We start from the raw sequence: 21,683 nt of genomic DNA on the forward strand, positions 1-21,683 counted from the left end.
CATGACTGAACAAAACACAGATGTAAAACAGCAAAACCATAAAAAACGTCAGCAAAAGCTCAAAGAGCAAGTCGATAGCCGTATCGCTGCCGCCAGCACTGACAAAGCTTTATTGTTAGTGATCACAGGCAATGGTAAAGGTAAATCCACCGCAGGTTTTGGCACTGTGGCCCGCGCTGTAGGTCATGGTTTAAAAGCCGCAGTAGCGCAGTTTATTAAAGGTACATGGGACTGTGGCGAGCGCAATTTGTTACAACAACATGGCGTTGAGTTTGCCGTGATGAACACAGGTTTTACCTGGGATACCCAGGACAGAGCCGCTGATATTGCTGCAGCAGAATTGGTCTGGGCCAAAGCCGAACAATTTTTACAGGACGACAGCATTCAACTGGTACTGCTGGATGAACTGACCTATATGGTGAGTTACCACTACATAGATTTGGAAAGAGTAGTGAATGCGCTCAATAACAGACCCTCCACCCAACATGTGGTGATCACAGGCCGGGCGGCTCATCGGACCTTAATTGAGATGGCCGACACCGTCAGCGAAGTGCAGTCAATCAAACATGCATTCGACTCCGGGATTCAAGTGCAAAAAGGAGTTGATTGGTAATGTACGTGCTACGTATTACGTTGTGCTGCTGCGCCTTATTTGCAGTCAAAGTACAAGCCGAACCTGCTCAGCGTATTGTTGCGCTCTCTCCCCATTTGGTCGAGCAGCTGTATAGCATTGGTGTAGGCGACAAAATTGTTGGCACCACAGACCATGCTGATTATCCGGATGCCGCGAAAAAAATTCCTCGTGTTGGCAATTATGCTCAATTGCAGGTCGAAAAAATTCTGGCGTTAAAACCGGATCTGGTATTGGCCTGGACAGATGGCAATCCACCTGCGGATCTCAATAAACTGCGGCAGCTTGGTTTACATGTGGTGGATTCTAACCCGTTGCAACTGAATGATATTGCCAAAGAACTGCGTTTGTTAGGCCAACATACAGGTGCAGTTGCTGCGGCAGAACAACAAGCGAAGCGAATGGAACAAGGCCTGGCTGAGTTGCGACAGATCTACAGTACCAAACCAAAAGTCATTGTATTTTATGAGTTGTGGCAACAACCGCTGTCGACAGTGGCACAAAAGGCCTGGCCACAGCAGCAACTGGAGCTTTGTGGCGCCACTAACCCTTTTGCAACTGCCATAGGCGATTATCCTCAGGTCAGTTTAGAGCATGTGGTCGCAAGCCAACCTCAACTGATTATCCAGCCCGTATCGGTGAATGAACCACGGGCATTACTGGACTGGAGCCGCTGGCCTGCAATTCCAGCCGTTAAATATCAACAGTTTAGCCAACCCAACTCCGACCTTGTACACCGCACCACCAGCCGAATGCTGCTTGGTATTCGGCAACTTTGCGCCGACATCGACAAAACGCGGCAATTTTTTGCCAAAAAGTCCTAAAGTTACTAAAGCCAAAGCCGATAGCATGATTAGTCAGAACTATACTGAAGCTCATTTACGCCCAAAGGGAGTGTGTTATGTCATCTGTTAACGGTGTCGGCTCGTCAAATGCAGCAGCTCAGGCTCAAGCCAGCAAAGCGACGGAAACCAATGAAACGACCGAAGAGAAAAAGCTTTCAGGCTATGAGTCGTCTCAGATGAATAAGCAAAAGCTGAATGCAACTATTATGGAAAATCAGCTGAAACTAAGCACAGGTGACGACGATAACTCGATGAGATTATTGTATAAAACTGCACTTGAAGGCATTAATAGTGAGCTGGAAGCCGAGTTTGGCCCTAATGCAGCTGAAAAAATTAAAAACAGCGGCGTCGACACATCGCCACAAGCCACTGCCGATCGCATTGTTGGTTTTGCCACAGCTTTTTATCAAAAGTTCTCCGAACAAAACCCGGACATGCCGGAAGAAGAACGCCTGGATAAATTCCTGTCCTTAGTTGGCGGTGGTGTAGATAAAGGCTTTGAAGATGCCCGCGGTATTCTGGATGGTTTGGGTGTACTGAATGGTAAAGTTTCGGATGATATCGACAGCACCTACTCCTTAATACAGGAAGGCTTCGCTAAATTCCGTGAAATGATTTTAAACCCGGATAAAACCGTAGAAGATCAGGATATGACTGAATCAGTCGCCGCTAATACCGGCAGCGAACTGCGGTTTTCGGTGAAAGTGTAAGTAAATCTGTTGTAACGACTCCTGACGTGCTGGTTTCATCTAAGCCTTGAAACCAGCTGTTTTTTAAACTGGCCTTACCTTTTTAAGGCCAGTTCTTTTCTTCTGCAAGTTCTTCATTTACTGCTGCTAAAGCCTGTTTTAATCAACAGCGCAGGACTATGTTTATTGCCCTCTTCACTGATCCAAATCTGCTTATCCTGATCAATACAAAGACCCTCTACCTGACCTGTGGTGGCTAAAGCTTTGGTTTCCAACAAAAGCAGGTTTTCATCATAACGGGCAATTTGAGGCTGGAAACCGGCATTACTTAAATAAGCCCAAATTGCTTTGCGTGGATCCGGGTAACCCACCAGCCACCATTCTTGTTTATTTTGATCAAAAACTGCATCTGTGACCAGAAAACCGGGGTTAGCAAAAGGCAGAGCTTTGCCAAGCTTTTGCTGTTTTAACTTAGGATCCAGCTTGTAACGTTTTGGGATCTGACTATCCCAGCTTTTACTGATCAGCCACAAACTGTCTTGCTGGTACACCAGAGCCTCAAAATCGATATCATGTTGATAAGGCTGATATTTCTTATCAACAGGGAGTGTTATTTCTAGCCTCTCCGGGGTATAAGGTTGTTTTAAACCAGACCAATTCAGCGGCACTTTGTAAATAAACAACGTCTGTTTGTACTTTGCATTATTACCGGTATCGGCCAGATACAAAAATTCTCCATCTGAGCTGATAGCTTCCCAATCCCTATTTCTGAATGAAAGTTGTAGCTGGTGATTGATTTGCCCATTATGGTCAAAGCGATAAAGCAAGGGCTCATTACCTGAATCATTGAAACTGATAAAGTCTTGCTCGAGGCAAAGTAAACCCGAGGTTTCTTTCAATTGTGACGGTAATGCAACCACAGATTGCCCATCAGCCAACACTGGCTGGCTGAGACCGCAGCCATTTAACAGCAATAATATCCCCGCCAGCCCTGACAACACAGGGTATCTGACTGAAAGCTCCATACACACTCCCTTTAGCAATCGGACAGACTATTGAAGTCCAGCATAAAACAGTTGTTATTCCAGTGCTATAGTCGATAGGTGGCAAAAATAGCACAGCAAAGGAACAGAGCGTGGAACAGGATTTAGTGGTGTATATAGTGGACGATGACAGCTCGTTGCGTTATGCGCTGGAGGGCTTATTAAATTCGATGGGCTATCAAACTCAGAGCTTCGGTGCTGTGGCGGAATTTTTACAGCAGTATAAAACCGGCGCACAGGGCTGCCTGATTTTAGATGTGCGTCTGCCTGGTTTAAGTGGTTTGAGCTTTCAGGCGAAATTGCAGGATTATGGTATTCAACTGCCCGTGATCCTGATGACAGGTCATGGTGATATCCCTATGTCTGTGCGGGCGATGAAAGCCGGTGCTGTGGACTTTTTAACCAAACCTTTTCGTGATCAGGACATGCTGGACGCGGTGGCCACAGCCATGGAACGTATTCATGATCAGCAGCATGCAGAAAAAAGCAACGAAGCTGTACGCGCTTGCTTTGATAGCTTAACCAGCAGAGAAAAACAGGTGATGACGCTGGTGTGTCAGGGCAAGATGAATAAACAAATTGCCTGGGAGCTGCAATTAAGCGAAGTCACTATCAAAATACACCGGGGTTCTGCCATGCGCAAAATGCAGGCTAAAACGCTGGCTGATTTAGTCAAAATGGCTGAAGCATTGCATTTAAGTTAAGGGTTTCTGATGAAGCAGCACGATATGGAAATCCTCAACCTTATTCAGCTCAGTGTTTTAGTCTTTACGCCAGAAGGCACTATTACTGGTTGGAATAAAGCGGCAGAGCAGCTTTATGGCTGGAGTGCAAAGCATGCGTTAGGGCAAAATGTATGTACATTGCTACGCTGTACCAGTTCATCCGATATAGCTAATGTGCTGCAGGCACTGCAATCCAACACTCAACAGCATCAGGTACAACGTTTTAGCGCAAGCGGCGAGTTAAAACTGATTAAGATCAGTTGGTCCTGCCGTTATAGCGCTACGGGTCAATTGCTGGATATTATTGAATCCGGCCGTGATATTACTCAAAGCCAGCAGGTTCAGGATGAGTTACGCCAAAGCGAACTGCGGTACCGCGCTATGTTTGATTCAATGTCGGTTGGCTGTTTTGAGATAGATACCAGTGAGCTGAATCAGATCTTTGTCCAGTTACGCGCTCAGGGCGTTACAGATTTAGTTTTGTATGCACAACAAAACCCGGACTTTTTAGCCCAAGCCATGCAGGCCTCCACAGTAGTCAAAGTGAATGCCGAAGCGATGCGGATTTTTAAGGCCAGTCGGCCTGAACAACTGCTTGGCCCTGTAGTGAACTATTGGAATAACGATAACAACGATACCTTTTGCAATAGTATTAATGCTGGATTTCAGCGTCAGTCGAAGTACGAAGCCGAGACCTTTATGCTGGTACTCGATGGCAGCAGAGTCGATGTGCAGTTTTCCATGTTCGCCTCCCCAGCCTTACGTGACTCAGGTACAGTGTTTATCTCCTTAGTGGATATCACTCAACGTAAACAGGCCGAGCGGGAGCTGATGAAAAGTGAATTTAAATTCAGAACATTATTTGAAGCCTCCGCCATTTCGTTTCAGCAACTGGATGTCAGCCGTCAGACTCAGCTATTTAGAGCTTTAAAAGCTCAGGGCGTTACCGACTTAAAAGCCTATATCGATGAGCATCCGGAATTTGTGCAACAAGCTATGGATGCGGTCTGGATAGCCGAAGCCAATCCCTACACTCTGACCTTGTATGGCGCTAAAACCAAAGCCGAAATTTTAGGCCCTGTCACGCCTTATTGGATCCCTGGCCAATGCGATACCTTCAGGCGCAGTATTGAAGCAGGTTATCGCGGCGAACCGGGTTATCAGGCCGAAACTAAAATACGTCGGCTGGATGGCAAAATAATAGATATTTTATTTGCATCTGCCTCTACCGCTACGTTAAGGGAACTGGGCCTGGTGGTGCTGACTATAGTGGATATTACTGACTGGGTTGCAGATCGTAATCAGCGCGATAATTTTCGTGATGAATTGGCCCATGCCGCCCGGGTTTCCATGCTGGGTGAACTCACCGCCTCTATTGCCCATGAAGTGAATCAGCCACTGGCAGCCATAGCGACCAATGGTGAAACCGGCTTGCGCTGGCTAAACAGGCAAGAACCAGATTTAAACAAAGCCCGTGATTTAATGCAGCGCATGGTCAATGACGCCTACAGAGCCGCCGACATTATCAGCCGAATTCGCGCTATGGCCAGCCATACGAAAGTGCAGCTACAACTGATGGATCTGAATGCCTGTGTGGAAGAGTCGGTGTTGTTTTTACAACATGAACTTCGCAGCCAGCGTATTCAACTGGAACTGGATCTGACGCCAGGTTTGCCGCCATTGCAGGCAGACCGCACTCAGCTGCAACAGGTGCTGATTAATATTCTGGTGAATGCAATGCAAGCCTTATCCGGCAAAACGACCAACGGATCAAAAACAGTGCCTGGCATCCATATTCAAAGCCTGTTAGCCGATCAACATCATCTGCAACTGCAAATCAGCGACAATGGTCCGGGCATATTGCCGGACCACTTACCTCATATCTTTGACAGTTTTTTTACCACCAAAAGCGCAGGAATGGGCATGGGGCTACTGATTTGCCGCTCTATCATTGAAGCCCTTGGCGGTACTATTGAAGCCAAAAACAATGACAACGCTGTTGGCGCCTGTTTTGTGTTGTTGCTGCCACTCAGTTAAAGCAATTGCAGAGCACGCCATACCTAAGTATGAGCGAAATCACCCGGATGGACTAATGCCTTGGCCTCTCAATACTCCTATCTTATGCAATGACCACCTTGTCTTCAGACAAGCCTTATTGACTAAAACAGGACAACCCAAATGACAACAGCTCTTGTAACAGGTGCCTCCTCCGGGATAGGCGCAACTTATGCAGACCGCTTAGCAAAACGTGGTTACGATTTAATTCTGGTGGCACGTAATGCTGCGCGCTTAGCCGCCTTAGCCGACAGACTCAGTTCCACCTACAAGATCAAGGTTGAATGCCTGCCTGCCGATTTAAGTTCAGCCGAAGGCTGGCGTGTGACTGTAGCACGCATCTATAAAGACACTAAGTTGTCGATGCTGATCAACTGCGCCGGTATTGGCCCAGAAGGAGCCGTATTGCAATCGAACGAAAACGAGCTGGAAACCATGATCCAACTCAATGTAATGGGTTTACATCAACTGACCTTAGCCGCAGCTAAAGTATTTTCAGCCCGTGGGCAAGGCACTATCGTCAATATAGCTTCAGTTGTCGCTTTATTGCCGGAGAAATTTAATGCGGTATACAGTGCCACTAAAGCCTTTGTGCTGGCATTAACTCAGGGAATGCACTCTGAACTGGCTCCGGTTGGGGTAAAAATTCAGGCGGTGTTGCCAGGACTTACCCGTACCGAAATATTTGAACGGGCAGGTTTTGATATTAATCACCTGGACCCAGGCATGATTATGGAAGCCGGTGATATGGTCGATGCATCACTGGCAGGTTTGGATCAAGGTGAGCTGGTGACCATTCCGTCTTTGCCGGATCTGGCCGACTGGCAGGCCTTTTTACAAGCCCGGTACGCTTTGGCTCCCCACTTATCACTGCAACATCCAGCCAAACGTTACACTGAATAATACTGTGACAAAGCCTAAAAAAACCCCGGAGACATCTCCGGGGTTCAGCATCAATGCCAGATGGCGATTGATTTAAAGGGTTACGCCCGCTGCATTCAGACTAATTCTGCATCCAGCGTGATTTCTGCATTTAATACTTTGGATACAGGGCAATTCAGTTTGGCCAGTGTCGCCAGTTCGTTAAACGTGGCTTCATCTATACCGGGAATAGCAGCCTTCAGAGTTAAGGCAATAGAAGGGATAACAAACACATCACCTTGTTGCTCCAGCGCAACGACGGCTTGAGTATCCAGCTGAGCCGGAGTAAAACCTGCCTTGGATAAAATCAGTGTAAAAGCCATAGTAAAACAGGACGCATGAGCCGCCCCTATCAGCTCTTCCGGATTACTGCCTGGTGTACCTTCAAAACGACTGGCAAAGCCATAAGGGTAAGCCGATAAAGCACCGGTTTGGGTGGATATTTCGCCACGGCCTTCTGTATACCCAAGTAACTTCAAGATGCAGAATTCAGCGGGAGATAAAAACGCTTTAGGCAAGGCAGCTGTTGGAAGCTTTAGTGGTTCTAAAGCGACAACAGTTAACGCTGCATAAAGCGCTTTTAGACCCGCCCTTCGGGAGTCGCTGGACGATTGCACTGCGGTGTTAGCCTGTCTCACAAGGTAGACGACATTGCTTCGCCAGGCTGCCTTGCATTGCAAACGCCCAGCGGCTCTGAAACTCGCATCTTGAGGTCACTTGGGTATATGCCACCGGTCCAGCGTACTGAAGCACTACGTTTAATTTTCATCATGGTCTCCTTTGATTTCAGTGACCGATCAGACCACAGTGCAAAAGATAAAACGCACAAGGACCGGCATGGGTAGAACAGGGTCAGAGTAGGTTCTGGCCATTAGGTTCAGGCTTTAGGTAATAAAGTCAGCAATTGGCATTTATAGGCTGCGGTTTGCGCCATTTACCCTGCCGTTAAAATTACCAGCTGAGTATTAAGCAAAGTTGACAGAGCGCCTATTGTCTCTTTAGGTAAGGCTCTTATACGGAAGTATTAAAACTAACAACGCAGCAAGGAAAACAGCTCAGGCTGAACAGCCTGAGCTAAAAGATTAACGGCAGCAGTACAAAGCCAAAGCTCTTTGTACATCTAAAATAGAGCCGTCTTTATTAAAAGTTTTTGTGATTGGGGTATCTGTGCTGCTGAGCCAGATATGCAGATCAGACTCCAGATCGAAATGGCCTTTGGTTTCTGCACTAAAACGCACTATGGAACGGTAAGGCACCGACATAAACTCTTTTTTAGACCCTGTTAAACCTTGTTTATCCACCAGTATTAAACGTCTGTCGGTAAAAACGATCAGGTCGCGAATCACTTTATAGGCTTGCTGCAGCTTTTCGTCAGGCAATAAAATCTGGCTGAACTCTGCCTCGATATCGGCCAAATCAATTTGGCCTGCATTACCTAATAAACCGCTAAAAATTCCCATTTTTATTCCTTGTTAATGCACGTGATGAAAACCGGTAAGCCAGAGCTTATCTCTGCCTTATGCTAACAGCAAGAGTTAAAAGCCCAGAACCAGGCCATCCCAATTCAGTAGCAAACCACTGTGCTCCACCTGAAGCTGTTGGGCAACCTCTGCCAGATGTTGTGCGGTCTGAGCCGGACTTTGCAGTTGCCCTGCTGGCAAATTGCGCTGAAAAGGTGCTGACAAAGCGGAATCTGTCGTGCCTGGGTGCAGCGTTACCAGGGCTGCGGTTTTATTGCTGCGCTTCAGTTCTATGCTGGCCGTTTTAATCCATTGATTCAGAGCCGCCTTGGCAGAACGATAGCTATACCAGCCGCCTAACTGGTTATCGCTGATGCTCCCCACTTTGGCACTCAATTGCAGATACCGAATGCCAGGGGTTTTGGTTAGATAAGGCCAGAGGCCTCGCAGGTAAAAGACAGGAAGCTCCAGATTCAGCAGCAGAGTTTTACGCAGCAAGGCACTGGAACTTTGGCTTAAGCTTTTTTCCGGCAAGAGTTTGAATTCACCATCCTGATGCAACCAACCTATGCAGTTAAAAATCAGTCCCACCTGCTGCTGTTGCACTACTTCGATAACAGTGCTGAAAAAGCTCTGATGCGAAGCCCAGTCAGTGGGTTCTGCTAAAGCGGGTGCTTTGATCACCTGAAGCCTGGGATCACTAAAATCGGCGGCGCTGCGGGATAACCAAATCACAGTCAAGCCTTGTTGCAGATAATGTTTTGCCAAAGCCGTACCTATCGAACTACTGGCGCCAATAATAAGCACTGCGCTCATGGAGTATCCTGCTGCGACTTATCCTGTTCAATCACGGCATTCGCCAGATTTAATCCGGCCAGATAGGCGTTTTCAACCCGACCGCCATAACTCCAGTCACCGCCAGCCCAAAGTTTCAAATTGGGCAGAGCAATTAAACCCGGTGCTGCGACCTGTTCGTTTTGACTGGCATACAACCAGCGGTGCGCCAGTAATGGGGTGATTTCCTGGTGTATATGCAGCTCTTGTCGCAAAATTGCAGTGGCTTGTGCAAACCAGAACTGTTCTGCTTCATGAAGATACAGAGCGCTAAAGGCTGTATTAAAATGCAGGATGTAACAGGATTTACGCCCCGTTTTGTGTTGCTGATGACTGATAAATCTTAATTTAGGATGCTGACAAAAAATCGCATCCTGCGCAGGCCTGGCGTCAGTGTGCAGAGCCACAGCCCAGCACGGTTCCAGCAGCTCATCTGCGCAGTCAAAAAGTTCAGGCAGCCTACTTTGAACTACTAACTGCTGCACCTGAGCTGGCGGCAACGTTAACAGCACTGCATCAAAGCCTGTGTAACTTAAGCCGTTGTCACTGAACAAAGTCCAGCTCTGCTGCTGATAATCAAGTTGTTGGATGCGGCAGCCATTGATCAGAGGCACCCCCTGTAATAACGCCTTTACCGGACTTTGCATTGAAGGCACGCCAATATAACGGGCTTGCTCGTCCTCTGATGTTTTGAGTGATGAAAGCCCTTCTGCCAAGGATAACAGCGCTGTACTACAGGACCAGATCTCAACCTGGCCATCGTCAAGCCACAACTTGACCTGTTGTTTAAAAGAGTCACTGCGGGCGGTAAAATACTGAGCCCCCATATCCAGATAACCCTGCTCTGTTCTTTTGCTGCTCATGCGGCCACCAGCGGCACGGCCTTTATCAAAAACGGTCACTTGATACCCTTTCTGAATCAGCGTAGCTGCCACAGTGGCTCCGGTAAGTCCTGCACCTAGCACTGCTATTTTTTTCATCACTGCTTTTTCTTTTTTGAATGCATAACTCTTTTACGCTGTATCATAAGCTTAAGATCAACAACGGAGTAACCCCATGAGTCAGACTGAACTAGCAACCTTTGGCGCCGGCTGTTTTTGGTGTATTGAATCAGCCCTGAATCAGCTTCAGGGTGTAAACAAAGCAACCAGTGGTTACATGGGAGGCCAGACACTCAATCCGGATTATCGTCAGGTGTGTAGCGGCACCAGTGGCCATGCAGAAGTTGTACAGGTGGAGTTTGACCCGGCATTGGTGAGTTTTGAGCAGCTGTTGCAGGTGTTATTTTTTTTGCATGACCCGACTCAGCTCAACCGTCAAGGCAACGATATAGGCACTCAGTATCGCTCGGCAGTGTTTTACCACTCAGAACAACAACGTGAGCAGGCGATAGCTTCAATTAAAGCGGCAGGGCCGTTATTTGACTTGCCGATAGTGACAGAAGTTACCGCTGCCAGTACCTTTTATCCGGCTGAGGACTATCATCAGGGTTATTATTTGCAGAACACCAGCCAGCCTTATTGCCAGTTCTTAATTACACCCAAGCTGGCTAAATTTCGCCAGACTTTTGTGAGTTTACTGAAGGCTTAATAGGGTCAGAGCCAAGGCTCTGACCCTGGCGATTAAAAATCAGGTGTCCAGTTTAAACGCAATGACCATTCAGCACCTGCCGTAGCATAACCAGGCACATACAAGTAATCTTTGTTGGTCAGATTGTCCGCTTTAGCCGAAATTTGTAACTCGCGGCTTAATTCGTAACTGACGCCAGCGCCCCATAAGGTGTACCCACCCAGTTGTGGTGTGGAAAAATCGCCGGTATGGAAATCACTCTGATAATCAGAGGTGACAAAAACACGCCAGTCTTGCCATTGATAAGCGCCCTGCCAATGCACTGTGTGCTTAGAACGTTTAATTAAAGGAGCATCTGTGGATTCATCTTTGGCATCTGTGTAACTGTAAGCGACTTGCTGATGCAGTTGTTGCCAGCTGTGACTAACACTCAGCTCTGCACCTTTAATTTTAGCTTCACCGACGTTTTGTGGCACCCAGTTGCCATCAGCTGCCGGAGCCCACTGGATCAGGTTACTGACGTTCTGCTGATAAATGGAACTTTCAATCTGCACATCACCAGCACGGTAACGTAAACCCAGCTCATCAGAGGTTGCAGTTTCAGGTGCTAAATCCTTGTTACCGCTCAAAGGGTAATACAGGTCGTTAAAGCTTGGCGCCTTAAAAGCACTGCTGCGACTGGCGCGAAGCAGTAATTCGTTGGTCAGCTGATAGCCTAAACCCACTTCATAAGTGTTGGAATGACCATACTGGCTTTGTTTATCATAACGGCCCGTGACATCGGCCAACCAGGCACCTGACTGATAGCTAAAACCGGCAAAAATGGCTTTATTGATACGAGAATCAACGTCATAGCCCAAATCGCTGCCTGACACATCTTCCTGATACCAGTTTACACCAGTCAACGCAGTTAAGCTTTGCGTCAGTTGGCGGCTGTACTGGTAATCCAGTTCCTGCCGCTCAGTTTCAAACAAACTGGCCGGACTGTCTTCGCCCCAGTTTAAGTCTTCCGTCTGATTGCGAGAGATACTCAGCTTCTGTTGGGATTTATCACCATCCAATGCCCAGCCTAAACGACTTTGACTGGTTTTAGTTTCGACTTGATCCGAGCCGGGGCCCCACGTCGGGTCATAGTCGTACTGACCGCGGCTTCTGAGTACATTATGATCGACAGACCATACACCATAAGCTGTATTGTATTCAGCGCCTAACTTACCATAACGCTGATCAAAACCATCTTTGTCAGCCTGGGTGCCAGGACGCACATCAAAACCTTCGGAGTCGGACCAGCCTAAATTCGCACGAACAGTTACATCACCATACTGCTGACTGGTGGCGATATCGGCTTCATGACTTTGGTAACGGCCGGTTTTTAACTGCACTGAGGTGTTATCTGCTTTACGGGTGGTGATGGCGATCACTCCAGCTATAGCGTCAGAGCCATATAAAGCGGCTTTTGGCCCTTTAATAACTTCAATTTGTTCTATTTGTTGCAGAGATAATTCAGCTAAAGAGGCATAACCTAAAGTAGCTGAGCCAGTGCGAACACCATCAATCAGTACTAAGGTGTGTCCGGCAGAACCACCGCGTAAAAATATGGTGTTAGTCTGGCCTTTACCGCCGGAACGACTAATTTGCACCCCTGCGACCTGACGCAACAAAGCAGGCAAATCAGATACTTGCGCTTGTTCAATTTGCTCGCGGTCTAATACAGTAACTGATGATAAAATCTGATGCACAGGCTGAGCCTGGCGAGTGGCGTACACACTGATGTGTTCCAGCGGATCGTCCGAGCTATCGGCAAAAACAAAAGCAGGCAGACCAGCGACTACTGTCGCCAGCAACGTTTTTTTAAACATGATATCTCCCAAAGACGCCCACCGCGTCCTGAATAGTGAATGAACTTTTCAGGCCGGTCTCCGGGCTGACAACAGGCTATTCAAAGTAACCGGGATCCCTTCCCATCCAAAGACAGTGGTTTGATCCAAGCCAGAGCAAAGCTCTCTGTTGTTTTACCGTTGCGGGGGCAGCTCTGGGTTTTCACCAGATTCCCGTTTCACCCTCAAATGTTAACAACATTCTGCGGGCACCTGAAAAACGCGGCGTCAGTGTAGCGGTCGCAGTCATAATGTCAATAGAAATCCAGACGTCTCCCATCAGCGATAAGGGCAGAAAACAGCTCGATGAGGTTCGCTCCTTGGATTCTTTCGCTTATAATGCCCTGATAAATTTCAAAGGAAAAAAGAGAACGCTATGCCTTCATTTGATATTGTTTCTGAAATTGATATGAATCAAGCAAAAAACGCGGTTGAGAATGCGAAACGTGAACTAGAAACCCGTTTCGATTTTCGTGGCGTTGACGCAAAAATTGAGTTTAACAAAGAGCACATTGAGCTTACCGCAGAAGCTGATCAGCAGGTCATGCAGCTGTTCGATATTTTTGCCACAAAAGCAAGCAAGCTGCAGTTAGATGTAAGTAGTTTCAAAATTGAAAAAGAAGATCGTCATGGGAAGTACATCACCCGCCATATCACTATCAAGCAAGGCATTGACAAAGAGATAGCCAAAAAGGTTATTAAATTAATCAAAGACAGTAGCATTAAAGTACAGGTGGCCATTCAGGGAGAAGAGCTGCGTGTCACAGGTAAAAAACGCGATGATCTGCAGGCTGTGATGCAGTTAGTCAGAGGAAGTGACCTGGGGCAGCCGTTCCAATTTAAGAACTTCCGAGACTAATTGCGTTCTCGATAGGTTTGATCTGCCCCTAAACAGGAGGAGACGCCGAATCACAAAAAGGCAACTCCTCCCGGTTCAAAAGCCCTGAATATGGTCTGTCAGATCAAAGCCCAGCCGGGTTTTACCGCTTTTGACAATAAACTATCTATTGTTTGTAGTCACTGAAGATCAGCTTCAGCTGTCGTGCTGACTTGCAGACATTTCTATTGGTCTGCGGCCTGTACAGCACGAAAATCAGAGCGGTCAGCCAATTCGCGGTTCGGATTATCGACCTTATTCCGTACTTCCTGTTAAGCAAGGTTTGACAACAGGTTGCATAAAGGAAAAAAGGAATACAAGGGCTCGTTGTTTCAAGCTGGAGATTGTAATCGTAAAACTGATACAATCCGGCCAGGTCTTTTAAAGAAGAGTATCTTGTGAAGCGTCATCTTTACCATGCGATTTGTTTGCTGGTGTTTACCGCAGCCACTTTTGGTTTTCTGACAGAAGTTAAAAGTAGTGGTATCAGCTTAAACCAATACGACAAGCACCTGCATTTTTTAGTCTTTTTCTGTCTGACCGCTATGCTGCAATGGAGTTATAAACCTAAGCTTTGGCAAGCGGCCTTGATTATGGCCGGTTATGGCGTTGCCATTGAGTTCCTGCAAAATTATTTAACCAGCTATCGCCGCGCAGAATTGTTAGATTGGGTCGCCGATCTGGTTGGCGTAGCCGTATTCTATTTGTGCTATTTTGCTGTAAAAAAATGGCGCAACCGCACACAATAACCCACGCATTCTGGACTGTCGTAGGTGAAGGTGCTATCGGCCTTCTCTCGGCAGCCCGTTTACATCTGGCTGGCTATCCGGTGCAATTGCATCGGCGCACTGCCGGGCCTTTCGATTTCGTTTTTCAGTCTGCTGTTAGTTCCCAGTCCCTTTCTTTACCCAGTCAAATACAACAGCCCTACTCTTCGATCCTTCTGCCTGTAAAAGCTTATGCAGTGCTGGACGCAGTAAAACAGCTATTACCTTTGCTGAGCGATAATGCACAGTTGGTATTGAGCCACAATGGCATGGGTACTATAGAACAGCTGTTACCACTGCTAAAACCCGAACAAGGACTGTGGTTTTTAAGTACCAGTCATGGCGCTTTTAAACCTGATCATTCAACAGTAGTCCACAGTGGTCTGGGCCAGTCGGTATTGGGTGCGCTTAATCAGGCGGCTCTTGCTCAGCAGCAGAGTGTTGAACAGGCTATGCAAGCTGCGTTGGGTCCACTGGTGGTGATGGCGGATATCTGGCCGGCACTCTGGCAGAAACTGGCAGTAAATGCAGTGATTAACCCACTCACCGCTTTGCATCAATGTAAAAATGGCGAGCTGAGCAACAGCAAATATGCCGCAGCTGTTGAGTTATTGATTGAAGAGTTTGTGTTGGTAGCAAAAGCAGCAGGGCAAGATTTCAGCATTGAGGCGATTCAAAACAGAGTAACGCAAGTCATCAGGCAAACCGCTGACAATTACTCCTCGATGCAGCAGGATTTTGCCAAAGGCCGCCGCAATGAGCTCGACTATATCACAGGATTCTTACTGAAACAGGCAGAGCAGCATCAACTGCAACTGCCCGCTCATCAGGCTATTTATCAGCTGTTGCTTCAGAAATCACCACGATAAACACCTACGTTAGTGTGGCCCTGTTCGGACAATAACAATGCCTGCAAACGACTCATTACGCCACGTTCACAATACAGATAATACTGCTGTGTTTGATCCAACTGGCTAAACTGACTGGCCAACTTATAAAAAGGTAACAGTTGCACCTGATGGCGAACCCCAGTTAGCGGCTTCACATCTACTTCATCAGGACTGCGTATATCCAGAATAATGGCGTCGGACGCCATAGTGCTTTCATCCAGCACTGTGTTGATTTGCTGCTCCGCCTGAAACTCGACAGTGCGGATATCCAACACGTTCGCATCCAAAGCCAGTTTTTCCAACGCCGCCAAATCCAGTTGTTGCTCCGCCAGCAGTACTTTGTTTAAATCTGCGTTGATGGTGGGTTTGTTGGAAATCACACCACAGTACTCAGGCATGGTTTTGGCCATATCTTCAGCACCAATTTTGCGCGCTAAATCAATGATCTCTTGTTTGTCCTGATAAATAAGCGGACGCAACACCAGCGTATCAGTGGCTTTGTCTATCACACTTAAATTGGCAATAGTCTGGCTAGCCACCTGCCCGACACTTTCGCCTGTCACCAGAGCCTGAACGCCAAGACGTTCAGCCACTATGGCAGCAGCTCGCATCATCTGGCGCTTCAACACAACCCCCATCAGGCCGTTATCAACTTTCTCCAGAATTTCTGTCACCACAGGGGCAAAATCAACACTGATAAATTTCACTTTGTGCGACAAACTGAATTTTTGCCATAAATAAAAAGCCATCTGCCGCACGCCAGTTTCATGGGCCGGGCCGCCTAAATTAAAAAACAGATAGTGAGTACGCAGGCCTTTGCGGATCATCAGGTAACTGGCTACTGCCGAGTCAAAGCCACCGGAAATTAACGACAATACGTCACTCTGGCTAGGCAGCGGAAAGCCGCCCATGCCTTCAAACACCTGACTGACAATAATCAGCTGGTCACGTTTAATCTCCACACGTACCACCTCATCCGGGTTTTTCAGTTGCACGCGGGCAGAAGGGATATGCTGATTTAAACCACCGCCTATATAACGTTCTGCTTCAAGCGAGCTGAATTCATGATCGCCAGTACGTTTTACCCGCACACAAAAACTTTTACCTTCCAGTTTTTCGGTAAACGCAGCTTTGACTTGTTCAAAAATATCATGCAGTGAAGTGTAGGTGCCCGACTGCATTTCCATAAACTGCACTATGCCGGGAATACAGGCCAGATGATCAATCATCTGCTGCCGTAATTTAGGGCTATTGGACGCCACCTGCACCAGCAAATGGTCGTAGTTATTTTTGATGGCAACGGATGGGTCTAACCGCAACAAGATAGTTTTCAGATTCTGCTCTAAAAGCATAGTCTGACGTTTTCGGACCGATTTACTTTTAATCGATATTTCCGGGTGCAGTTTGACTAAAAATTCCATCATATCACTCGCTGAAAAAATAAAGGCGCGAATTATAGCGCGCCTTGCAACAACAGTTTAGCTTTTATTGCTGCAGTTATTACTCAGTGGAGTTACGGATTTGGCTTGCTCTGCGCTGCAGGTTCCAGGCTGATAGGGTCAGACTCTTTTGCTTTACCTTGCATAATAGAAATCTCAACCCTGCGGTTCCGTCGTCTGTTGCTTTCCGTATCATTAGGCACCAAAGGACGGGTTTCAGCATGCCCTACCACCACCAGACGGTTTTTATCAAAGCCTGGAGCTTTGAGCATTTCAGAAGCAACAGACACAGCACGTTGAGCAGATAAATCCCAGTTATTGCTATGTAATTCATCAGAAACCTGATCACCATCAGTATGGCCAGAAACAGTAACTTCGCCTGGAACATCTTTTAACAAGGTACCAATATTTTGAATAATTGGTTTGAATTTGGGCTGTAAAAACGAAGAGCCGGATGGGAATGAGCCATTCTCACGAATACGGATAATAATTTGTTGGCCTAAAGATTCGAGTTCAATAGCGCCATCCATAATTTGCTTTTCCAACTGCTCAGCAATTTTTTTCAACAGCTCGTTGGTTTGTTCCTGTACTTCAGTGGCAGCAGCTTCAACTGCTTCCATAGGCTCTTCTGCGGTACTGCTCGACTGACCTCCGGTTTTATCCTCCCGCTGTTCCTGACGTCCACCCGCTTCATCTTCTTTACCCGCCTGAAAATTCAGCGTTTGCTGCGTCATTTCCACAGTTTGTTGCTGGATGGTATCAATGGGCGTTGGATCAGGACGGCCCGGACGGAATTCCATCGCAATCACACTGGTTCCCTTGGGGATATCTTTAACTTCAATTTTATTTTGCACACCAAAAGCGTACTGCATGGACCCTGCAATTTGCTTAAACTTCAGTACATCCATTTCCGAAAAAGACAGCAGCAGCACAAAAAAACACATCAAAAGCGCCATCAGGTCAGCAAAAGTCCCCATATAAGCGGGTAACCCCGGAGGTGGACACTTAGGACACTTATCCATACTAACTCCTACTCCGCTGCCGGAGCTGCAGGCTCACGTTTCTTGGCAGCCAGGTAATTACGTAAAATGCCTTCGATCACTTTAGGGTTCTGACCATCCTGTATGCCCATAATGGCATCCAGAATAAGCTGATTATTGGTTTTTTCTTCTTCGTTACGCACCGCCATTTTTTCTGACAGTGGTAAAAAAATACAGTTAGCCTGAATAGCACCGTACATAGTGGTTAATAAGGCTACCGCCATTGCCGGGCCTATAGCTTTAGGGTCAGACATGTTGGACAACATAGCGACCAGACCGATAAGGGTACCTATCATGCCCATAGCCGGGCCTAAATCACCTAATTGCTTGAACACGCTAATAGCGGTGTTATGTCGGCTGTAGGTTAATTCAATATCTTTTTCCAGTGTGCCGCGCACCACGTCCGCATCGTGGCCATCCACTAACATATTGATGCCTTTTTGCATAAAAGGATTAGGAATTTCTGCTTCTTCTAAGGCTAAAAAACCGCCTTTACGGGCGGCATCAGCCAATTGCACCGCTTTTTCAATCAACTCTTCTGCTGATTCAATTTTAAACATAAAAGCTTTACCCACGGCTTTCATTGAATCGGCCAGTTGAGTAAAGGTGAATTTGATCACTACAGCTGTAATACTACCGCCAAAAACGATGACAATAGATACAAAATCGTAAAACATGGCGATGTTGCCACTGGCACTGAGCCACATGGCCCAGCCCATCATCCCCATAACCGAGACCAATCCTATGACGGTTGCTAAATCCACTGCGTATCTCCCGGAAAACTGAATGCAAAAAGTTGGTTTTATACCAGCATAGCGCTGGTTTTATCTTAGCTTATAGTGAGTTATCGGCAAAAGTATGGGATAGTTAACTATAAATTCAGGCCTCAAACAAATTTATCCTTTCCCAACGCGGTCCTGATTGCTCATAATAGCGCGCTGGGCTTGGTCAGACACCCATTATCAGGCGAAAATATGACAAAAAAGAAAACAGATTTCAGCCATTTTGAGCAGAGCATTGCTGAGCTGGAGCAAATAGTACAACAGTTAGAGCAAGGCGACTTAAGCCTTGATCAGGCTTTGCAACAATTTGAGCGTGGTATCGAACTCTCCCGTACCAGTCAACAGCAACTACAGGCTGCACAACAAAAAGTCCAGTTATTGGTCCAGAACGCAGGGCAAGATCAGTTGGAACCTTTTGTAGCAAGCGAAGGTGAATGATTTGACGTTAGTTTCTTTAACCTCGTACCAGCAACGACTGGAACAGGTACTTCAACAACAATTAGATAAAAAGCCGCTGACCGACCCACGGCTGCATCAGGCCATGGCCTACAGTTTACTGCTGGGCGGTAAACGTATGCGGCCTTTTTTGGTTTATAGCTGCGGTCAGATGTTAGGCGCTTCTTTAGCAGATTTAGATGGCCCGGCGGCGGCTATTGAGGCGTTACATACCTACTCCTTAATCCATGACGACTTACCAGCTATGGATAACGACGATTTGCGTCGTGGTAAAGCCACCTGCCATAAAGCTTTTGATGAAGCTAGCGCTATTCTGGCGGGCGATGCGCTGCAGACCTTCGCGTTTGAACTACTAAGCCAGCATGACTACCAACAAGTTCAGCCACAACGTATTCTTACTATGGTGCAACAACTCGCGCTGCATGCAGGCTACAACGGCATGTGTGGCGGTCAGGCTATTGATTTGGCTCATACCAATCAGAAAATGTCGGTTGAAGCACTGGAGCAGATGCATCAGCTAAAAACCGGTGCTTTGATTGAGTGTTCAGTACGTTTTGCTTATCTGGCCAGTCCAGTGGATAATGTCGCCCATTTAGATGCTTTAGTTCGTTACGCCAGAGCCATAGGATTAGCTTTTCAGGTGCAGGACGACATTCTTGATATCGAAGGCGACACTGTGGTACTGGGTAAAACCGCAGGTTCAGATCAAAAAGCTAATAAAGCCACCTATCCTGCTTTATTGGGCTTAGATCAAGCGAAACAAAAAGCACACTTATTGGTTGAAGAGGCGTTAGCCGCTTTACGCGAACTTCCTTATGCAACAGACGAACTGGTGGCGTTGGCCCGGTACGTTATTGCCCGACAGTTTTAATACAGGCATTCTCATGACATCAGCTAGTCAGGATTTCCCTCTGCTTCATAAAGCCAACTGGCCTGCCGACTTGCGCCAGCTGCCACAGGATGAGTTACCCGCTCTGAGTGACGAATTACGGGCATTTTTATTGAAAACCGTCAGCCAAAGCAGTGGCCACTTCGCCTCAGGTCTTGGCACTATTGAGCTGACGGTTGCTTTGCATTATGTCTACAACACCCCTTTTGACCGCCTGATTTGGGATGTGGGCCATCAGGCTTACCCTCATAAAATTCTGACAGGTCGTCGCGATCAAATGCACAGCATCCGCCAGAAAGATGGCTTACACCCTTTCCCATGGCGGGAAGAAAGTGAATACGACACCTTAAGTGTCGGTCATTCCAGTACCTCTATCAGCGCAGCTTTAGGTATGGCGATTGCAGCTCGAGCTGAGCAGAAAAACCGTAAGGTGGTTGCAGTCATTGGTGACGGTGCTATTACTGCAGGCATGGCCTTTGAAGCGCTGAACCATGCTGGTGAAGTCAAACCCGATATGCTGGTGATCTTAAACGACAACGAAATGTCGATTTCAGAGAATGTTGGCGCTTTAAATCGTTATTTCGCCCGCATTTTATCCGGGAACTTTTACACCAGCCTGCGTGAAGGCGGTAAAAAGATTTTAAGTGGTGTGCCACCTTTACATCAGCTAGCCAGCCGCGCTGAAGAACATTTTAAAGGTATGGTCACCCCTGGTACTTTTTTTGAAGAACTGGGCTTTAACTACATAGGCCCCATTGATGGCCATGATGTCAAAAGCCTGGTTGACACCATTCGTAATATGCGTAATCTCAAAGGCCCGCAATTACTGCATGTGGTGACGAAAAAAGGCAAAGGCTATTTACCGGCAGAGCAAGATCCTATTGGTTATCATGCAGTCAGTAAATTTGACCCAACAGCACAATGCCAGCCCGCTAAAAAAGCTGGTAAAGCCACCTTCTCCAATATTTTTGGTCAGTGGATATGCGATATGGCTGCAGTGGATCCTAAGCTGCAAGGTATTACACCTGCGATGCGCGAAGGCTCAGATTTAGTCCAGTTTTCTAAGCGCTATCCGGAGCGTTATTTTGATGTAGCTATTGCAGAGCAACATGCTGTGACTTTGGCCGCAGGTATGGCGATAGAAGGTTTAAAACCTGTAGTGGCGATTTACTCCAGCTTCTTGCAACGTGGTTACGATCAGCTTATCCACGACATAGCAATTCAAAATCTGGATGTGCTTTTTGCTATCGACCGTGCTGGTGTTGTAGGTGCCGATGGCCCAACTCACCAGGGTTCTTTTGATTTGAGCTTTATGCGCTGTATTCCAAACATGCTGATTATGGTGCCTTCGGATGAAAACGAATGCCGTCAGATGCTGTACACCGGCTATAAGCACAAAGGGCCTGCCGCAGTGCGATATCCTCGGGGTAGCGGTAATGGCGAAGCGCCAGAAACTGTGATGAGTGAATTAGCTCTGGGCAAGGGTCTCGTGCGCCGTCGCGGCGAAAAAGTAGCCTTGCTGGCGTTTGGCCCTTTATTACAGGCTTGCCATACAGTAGCAGAGCAATTAAACGCCACATTGGTGGATATGCGTTTTGTGAAACCTCTGGATCAGCAACTGCTGGCTGAGCTTGCCACAACCCACAGCCACTTTGTCACTATTGAAGACAATGCGCTTATGGGCGGCGCAGGTTCTGCAGTGAATGAATACTGCATAGCCGAACAGTTGCCAGTGAAGCTGCTGAATATCGGCCTGCCTGATATTTTTATCAAACACGGTACTCAGGAACAAATTTACGCTGAACTAGGGTTAGACTGCACAGGTATCCAAGCCAAAGTAGCAGCCTTTATTTCCCGCTGATTATTTTCTTTCGTAGGGGCGCGGTTTACCCGC

The 21,683-nt window shown here is 47.1% G+C and carries 22 protein-coding genes and 1 riboswitch; of the genes, 13 read left to right on the forward strand and 9 right to left on the reverse strand.

The window, feature by feature from the left end:
* Position 1: 1 nt before the first annotated feature.
* From cobO to EK374_RS12695, 3 genes are all read left to right on the forward strand, one after another.
* Complete coding sequence (gene cobO / locus EK374_RS12685; protein ID WP_127024127.1) at positions 2–613, forward strand: cob(I)yrinic acid a,c-diamide adenosyltransferase; 612 nt, start codon at positions 2–4, stop codon at positions 611–613.
* Entirely contained in the window at positions 613–1,455 is an 843-nt protein-coding gene (locus EK374_RS12690) for a cobalamin-binding protein (protein WP_127024130.1), read from the forward strand. The genes cobO and EK374_RS12690 overlap by 1 nt, the downstream gene beginning before the upstream one ends.
* Before the next feature lie 77 nt (positions 1,456–1,532).
* Positions 1,533–2,186, forward strand: a complete 654-nt coding sequence (locus EK374_RS12695; RefSeq protein WP_127024133.1) for a DUF5610 domain-containing protein — start codon at positions 1,533–1,535, stop codon at positions 2,184–2,186.
* A gap of 113 nt (positions 2,187–2,299) precedes the next feature.
* Here the strand turns inward: EK374_RS12695 and EK374_RS12700 are convergent, their stop codons facing one another.
* Complete coding sequence (locus tag EK374_RS12700; protein ID WP_127024136.1) at positions 2,300–3,190, reverse strand: hypothetical protein; 891 nt, start codon at positions 3,188–3,190, stop codon at positions 2,300–2,302.
* Positions 3,191–3,300: 110 nt separating this feature from the next.
* Here EK374_RS12700 and EK374_RS12705 point away from each other — a divergent pair, with 110 nt between their 5' ends.
* The 3 genes from EK374_RS12705 (at position 3,301) to EK374_RS12715 (ending at position 6,891) form a co-directional block, all read left to right on the forward strand.
* Positions 3,301–3,912: a response regulator transcription factor gene (locus EK374_RS12705; protein WP_127024139.1), complete on the forward strand. Its 612-nt coding sequence runs from the start codon at positions 3,301–3,303 to the stop codon at positions 3,910–3,912.
* Between the two features lie 9 nt (positions 3,913–3,921).
* Complete coding sequence (locus EK374_RS12710; protein ID WP_127024142.1) at positions 3,922–5,970, forward strand: PAS domain-containing sensor histidine kinase; 2,049 nt, start codon at positions 3,922–3,924, stop codon at positions 5,968–5,970.
* A gap of 141 nt (positions 5,971–6,111) precedes the next feature.
* Positions 6,112–6,891, forward strand: a complete 780-nt coding sequence (locus EK374_RS12715) for an SDR family NAD(P)-dependent oxidoreductase (RefSeq protein ID WP_127024145.1) — start codon at positions 6,112–6,114, stop codon at positions 6,889–6,891.
* Between the two features lie 95 nt (positions 6,892–6,986).
* Here EK374_RS12715 and EK374_RS12720 read toward each other — a convergent pair whose 3' ends face one another.
* From EK374_RS12720 to EK374_RS12735, 4 genes are all read right to left on the reverse strand, one after another.
* A complete protein-coding gene (locus tag EK374_RS12720) occupies positions 6,987–7,547 on the reverse strand; it encodes an OsmC family protein (RefSeq protein ID WP_233280247.1) in 561 nt (186 codons plus the stop codon).
* Positions 7,548–7,991: 444 nt separating this feature from the next.
* On the reverse strand, positions 7,992–8,369 hold the full coding sequence (locus tag EK374_RS12725) for a PH domain-containing protein (protein ID WP_127024150.1): 378 nt from the start codon (positions 8,367–8,369) through the stop codon (positions 7,992–7,994).
* Positions 8,370–8,444: 75 nt separating this feature from the next.
* On the reverse strand, positions 8,445–9,185 hold the full coding sequence (locus EK374_RS12730) for an SDR family NAD(P)-dependent oxidoreductase (protein ID WP_127024154.1): 741 nt from the start codon (positions 9,183–9,185) through the stop codon (positions 8,445–8,447).
* On the reverse strand, positions 9,182–10,183 hold the full coding sequence (locus EK374_RS12735) for an NAD(P)/FAD-dependent oxidoreductase (protein WP_127024157.1): 1,002 nt from the start codon (positions 10,181–10,183) through the stop codon (positions 9,182–9,184). The genes EK374_RS12730 and EK374_RS12735 overlap by 4 nt, the downstream gene beginning before the upstream one ends.
* A 76-nt stretch (positions 10,184–10,259) precedes the next feature.
* Between EK374_RS12735 and msrA the strand changes: the two genes are divergently transcribed.
* The gene (gene msrA, locus EK374_RS12740; protein ID WP_127024160.1) at positions 10,260–10,793 is read left to right on the forward strand and encodes a peptide-methionine (S)-S-oxide reductase MsrA; all 534 of its coding nucleotides are present in this window, start codon (positions 10,260–10,262) and stop codon (positions 10,791–10,793) included.
* Between the two features lie 32 nt (positions 10,794–10,825).
* Here msrA and EK374_RS12745 read toward each other — a convergent pair whose 3' ends face one another.
* On the reverse strand, positions 10,826–12,631 hold the full coding sequence (locus tag EK374_RS12745) for a TonB-dependent receptor domain-containing protein (protein WP_127024163.1): 1,806 nt from the start codon (positions 12,629–12,631) through the stop codon (positions 10,826–10,828).
* A 34-nt stretch (positions 12,632–12,665) separates the two neighbouring features.
* Positions 12,666–12,881, reverse strand: a riboswitch (cobalamin riboswitch).
* 144 nt (positions 12,882–13,025) lie between these two features.
* Between EK374_RS12745 and EK374_RS12750 the strand changes: the two genes are divergently transcribed.
* From EK374_RS12750 to EK374_RS12760, 3 genes are all read left to right on the forward strand, one after another.
* Positions 13,026–13,508 carry a YajQ family cyclic di-GMP-binding protein gene (locus tag EK374_RS12750; RefSeq protein ID WP_127024166.1) on the forward strand — a complete coding sequence of 161 codons (483 nt, stop codon included), beginning with the start codon at positions 13,026–13,028 and terminating at the stop codon, positions 13,506–13,508.
* Positions 13,509–13,924: 416 nt separating this feature from the next.
* Positions 13,925–14,275, forward strand: a complete 351-nt coding sequence (locus EK374_RS12755) for a VanZ family protein (RefSeq protein ID WP_127024169.1) — start codon at positions 13,925–13,927, stop codon at positions 14,273–14,275.
* Positions 14,254–15,162 (forward strand): ketopantoate reductase family protein, encoded by a 909-nt coding sequence (locus EK374_RS12760; protein ID WP_127024172.1) that lies wholly within the window; start codon positions 14,254–14,256, stop codon positions 15,160–15,162. Before EK374_RS12755 ends, EK374_RS12760 begins: the two co-directional genes overlap by 22 nt.
* On the opposite strand, the gene thiI is transcribed toward EK374_RS12760, so the two are convergent.
* From thiI to pomA, 3 genes are all read right to left on the reverse strand, one after another.
* Positions 15,144–16,607, reverse strand: a complete 1,464-nt coding sequence (gene thiI, locus EK374_RS12765) for a tRNA uracil 4-sulfurtransferase ThiI (RefSeq protein WP_127024175.1) — start codon at positions 16,605–16,607, stop codon at positions 15,144–15,146. The two genes, EK374_RS12760 and thiI, sit on opposite strands and share 19 nt — an antisense overlap.
* A gap of 89 nt (positions 16,608–16,696) precedes the next feature.
* On the reverse strand, positions 16,697–17,644 hold the full coding sequence (locus EK374_RS12770) for a flagellar motor protein MotB (protein WP_127024178.1): 948 nt from the start codon (positions 17,642–17,644) through the stop codon (positions 16,697–16,699).
* Positions 17,645–17,652: 8 nt separating this feature from the next.
* A complete protein-coding gene (gene pomA / locus EK374_RS12775) occupies positions 17,653–18,426 on the reverse strand; it encodes a flagellar motor protein PomA (RefSeq protein WP_127024181.1) in 774 nt (257 codons plus the stop codon).
* Between the two features lie 210 nt (positions 18,427–18,636).
* Here pomA and EK374_RS12780 point away from each other — a divergent pair, with 210 nt between their 5' ends.
* Genes EK374_RS12780 through dxs form a run of 3 tightly spaced genes read left to right on the forward strand, consistent with a single transcriptional unit; the run spans position 18,637 to position 21,650 of the window.
* A complete protein-coding gene (locus EK374_RS12780; RefSeq protein WP_127024184.1) occupies positions 18,637–18,882 on the forward strand; it encodes an exodeoxyribonuclease VII small subunit in 246 nt (81 codons plus the stop codon).
* Position 18,883: 1 nt separating this feature from the next.
* Entirely contained in the window at positions 18,884–19,771 is an 888-nt protein-coding gene (ispA, locus tag EK374_RS12785) for a (2E,6E)-farnesyl diphosphate synthase (RefSeq protein WP_127024188.1), read from the forward strand.
* Positions 19,772–19,784: 13 nt separating this feature from the next.
* The gene (gene dxs / locus EK374_RS12790) at positions 19,785–21,650 is read left to right on the forward strand and encodes a 1-deoxy-D-xylulose-5-phosphate synthase (RefSeq protein ID WP_127024191.1); all 1,866 of its coding nucleotides are present in this window, start codon (positions 19,785–19,787) and stop codon (positions 21,648–21,650) included.
* The last annotated feature ends 33 nt before the right edge of the window (positions 21,651–21,683 follow it).

It is taken from the genome of Rheinheimera mangrovi, from assembly GCF_003990335.1.
In the GTDB taxonomy this organism is placed as follows: domain Bacteria; phylum Pseudomonadota; class Gammaproteobacteria; order Enterobacterales; family Alteromonadaceae; genus Pararheinheimera; species Pararheinheimera mangrovi.

What these genes read in the sequence shown, in the direction of transcription:
- dxs (WP_127024191.1), top strand. Translation starts at nt 19,785, where the DNA reads ATGACATCAGCTAGTCAGGATTTCCCTCTGCTTCATAAAGCCAACTGG.
- EK374_RS12745 (WP_127024163.1), bottom strand. Translation starts at nt 12,631, where the DNA reads ATGTTTAAAAAAACGTTGCTGGCGACAGTAGTCGCTGGTCTGCCTGCT.
- EK374_RS12700 (WP_127024136.1), bottom strand. Translation starts at nt 3,190, where the DNA reads ATGGAGCTTTCAGTCAGATACCCTGTGTTGTCAGGGCTGGCGGGGATA.
- EK374_RS12725 (WP_127024150.1), bottom strand. Translation starts at nt 8,369, where the DNA reads ATGGGAATTTTTAGCGGTTTATTAGGTAATGCAGGCCAAATTGATTTG.
- msrA (WP_127024160.1), top strand. Translation starts at nt 10,260, where the DNA reads ATGAGTCAGACTGAACTAGCAACCTTTGGCGCCGGCTGTTTTTGGTGT.
- EK374_RS12770 (WP_127024178.1), bottom strand. Translation starts at nt 17,644, where the DNA reads ATGGATAAGTGTCCTAAGTGTCCACCTCCGGGGTTACCCGCTTATATG.
- EK374_RS12690 (WP_127024130.1), top strand. Translation starts at nt 613, where the DNA reads ATGTACGTGCTACGTATTACGTTGTGCTGCTGCGCCTTATTTGCAGTC.
- thiI (WP_127024175.1), bottom strand. Translation starts at nt 16,607, where the DNA reads ATGATGGAATTTTTAGTCAAACTGCACCCGGAAATATCGATTAAAAGT.
- EK374_RS12735 (WP_127024157.1), bottom strand. Translation starts at nt 10,183, where the DNA reads ATGAAAAAAATAGCAGTGCTAGGTGCAGGACTTACCGGAGCCACTGTG.
- EK374_RS12710 (WP_127024142.1), top strand. Translation starts at nt 3,922, where the DNA reads ATGAAGCAGCACGATATGGAAATCCTCAACCTTATTCAGCTCAGTGTT.
- EK374_RS12780 (WP_127024184.1), top strand. Translation starts at nt 18,637, where the DNA reads ATGACAAAAAAGAAAACAGATTTCAGCCATTTTGAGCAGAGCATTGCT.
- EK374_RS12750 (WP_127024166.1), top strand. Translation starts at nt 13,026, where the DNA reads ATGCCTTCATTTGATATTGTTTCTGAAATTGATATGAATCAAGCAAAA.
- EK374_RS12760 (WP_127024172.1), top strand. Translation starts at nt 14,254, where the DNA reads ATGGCGCAACCGCACACAATAACCCACGCATTCTGGACTGTCGTAGGT.
- EK374_RS12715 (WP_127024145.1), top strand. Translation starts at nt 6,112, where the DNA reads ATGACAACAGCTCTTGTAACAGGTGCCTCCTCCGGGATAGGCGCAACT.
- EK374_RS12695 (WP_127024133.1), top strand. Translation starts at nt 1,533, where the DNA reads ATGTCATCTGTTAACGGTGTCGGCTCGTCAAATGCAGCAGCTCAGGCT.
- EK374_RS12730 (WP_127024154.1), bottom strand. Translation starts at nt 9,185, where the DNA reads ATGAGCGCAGTGCTTATTATTGGCGCCAGTAGTTCGATAGGTACGGCT.
- cobO (WP_127024127.1), top strand. Translation starts at nt 2, where the DNA reads ATGACTGAACAAAACACAGATGTAAAACAGCAAAACCATAAAAAACGT.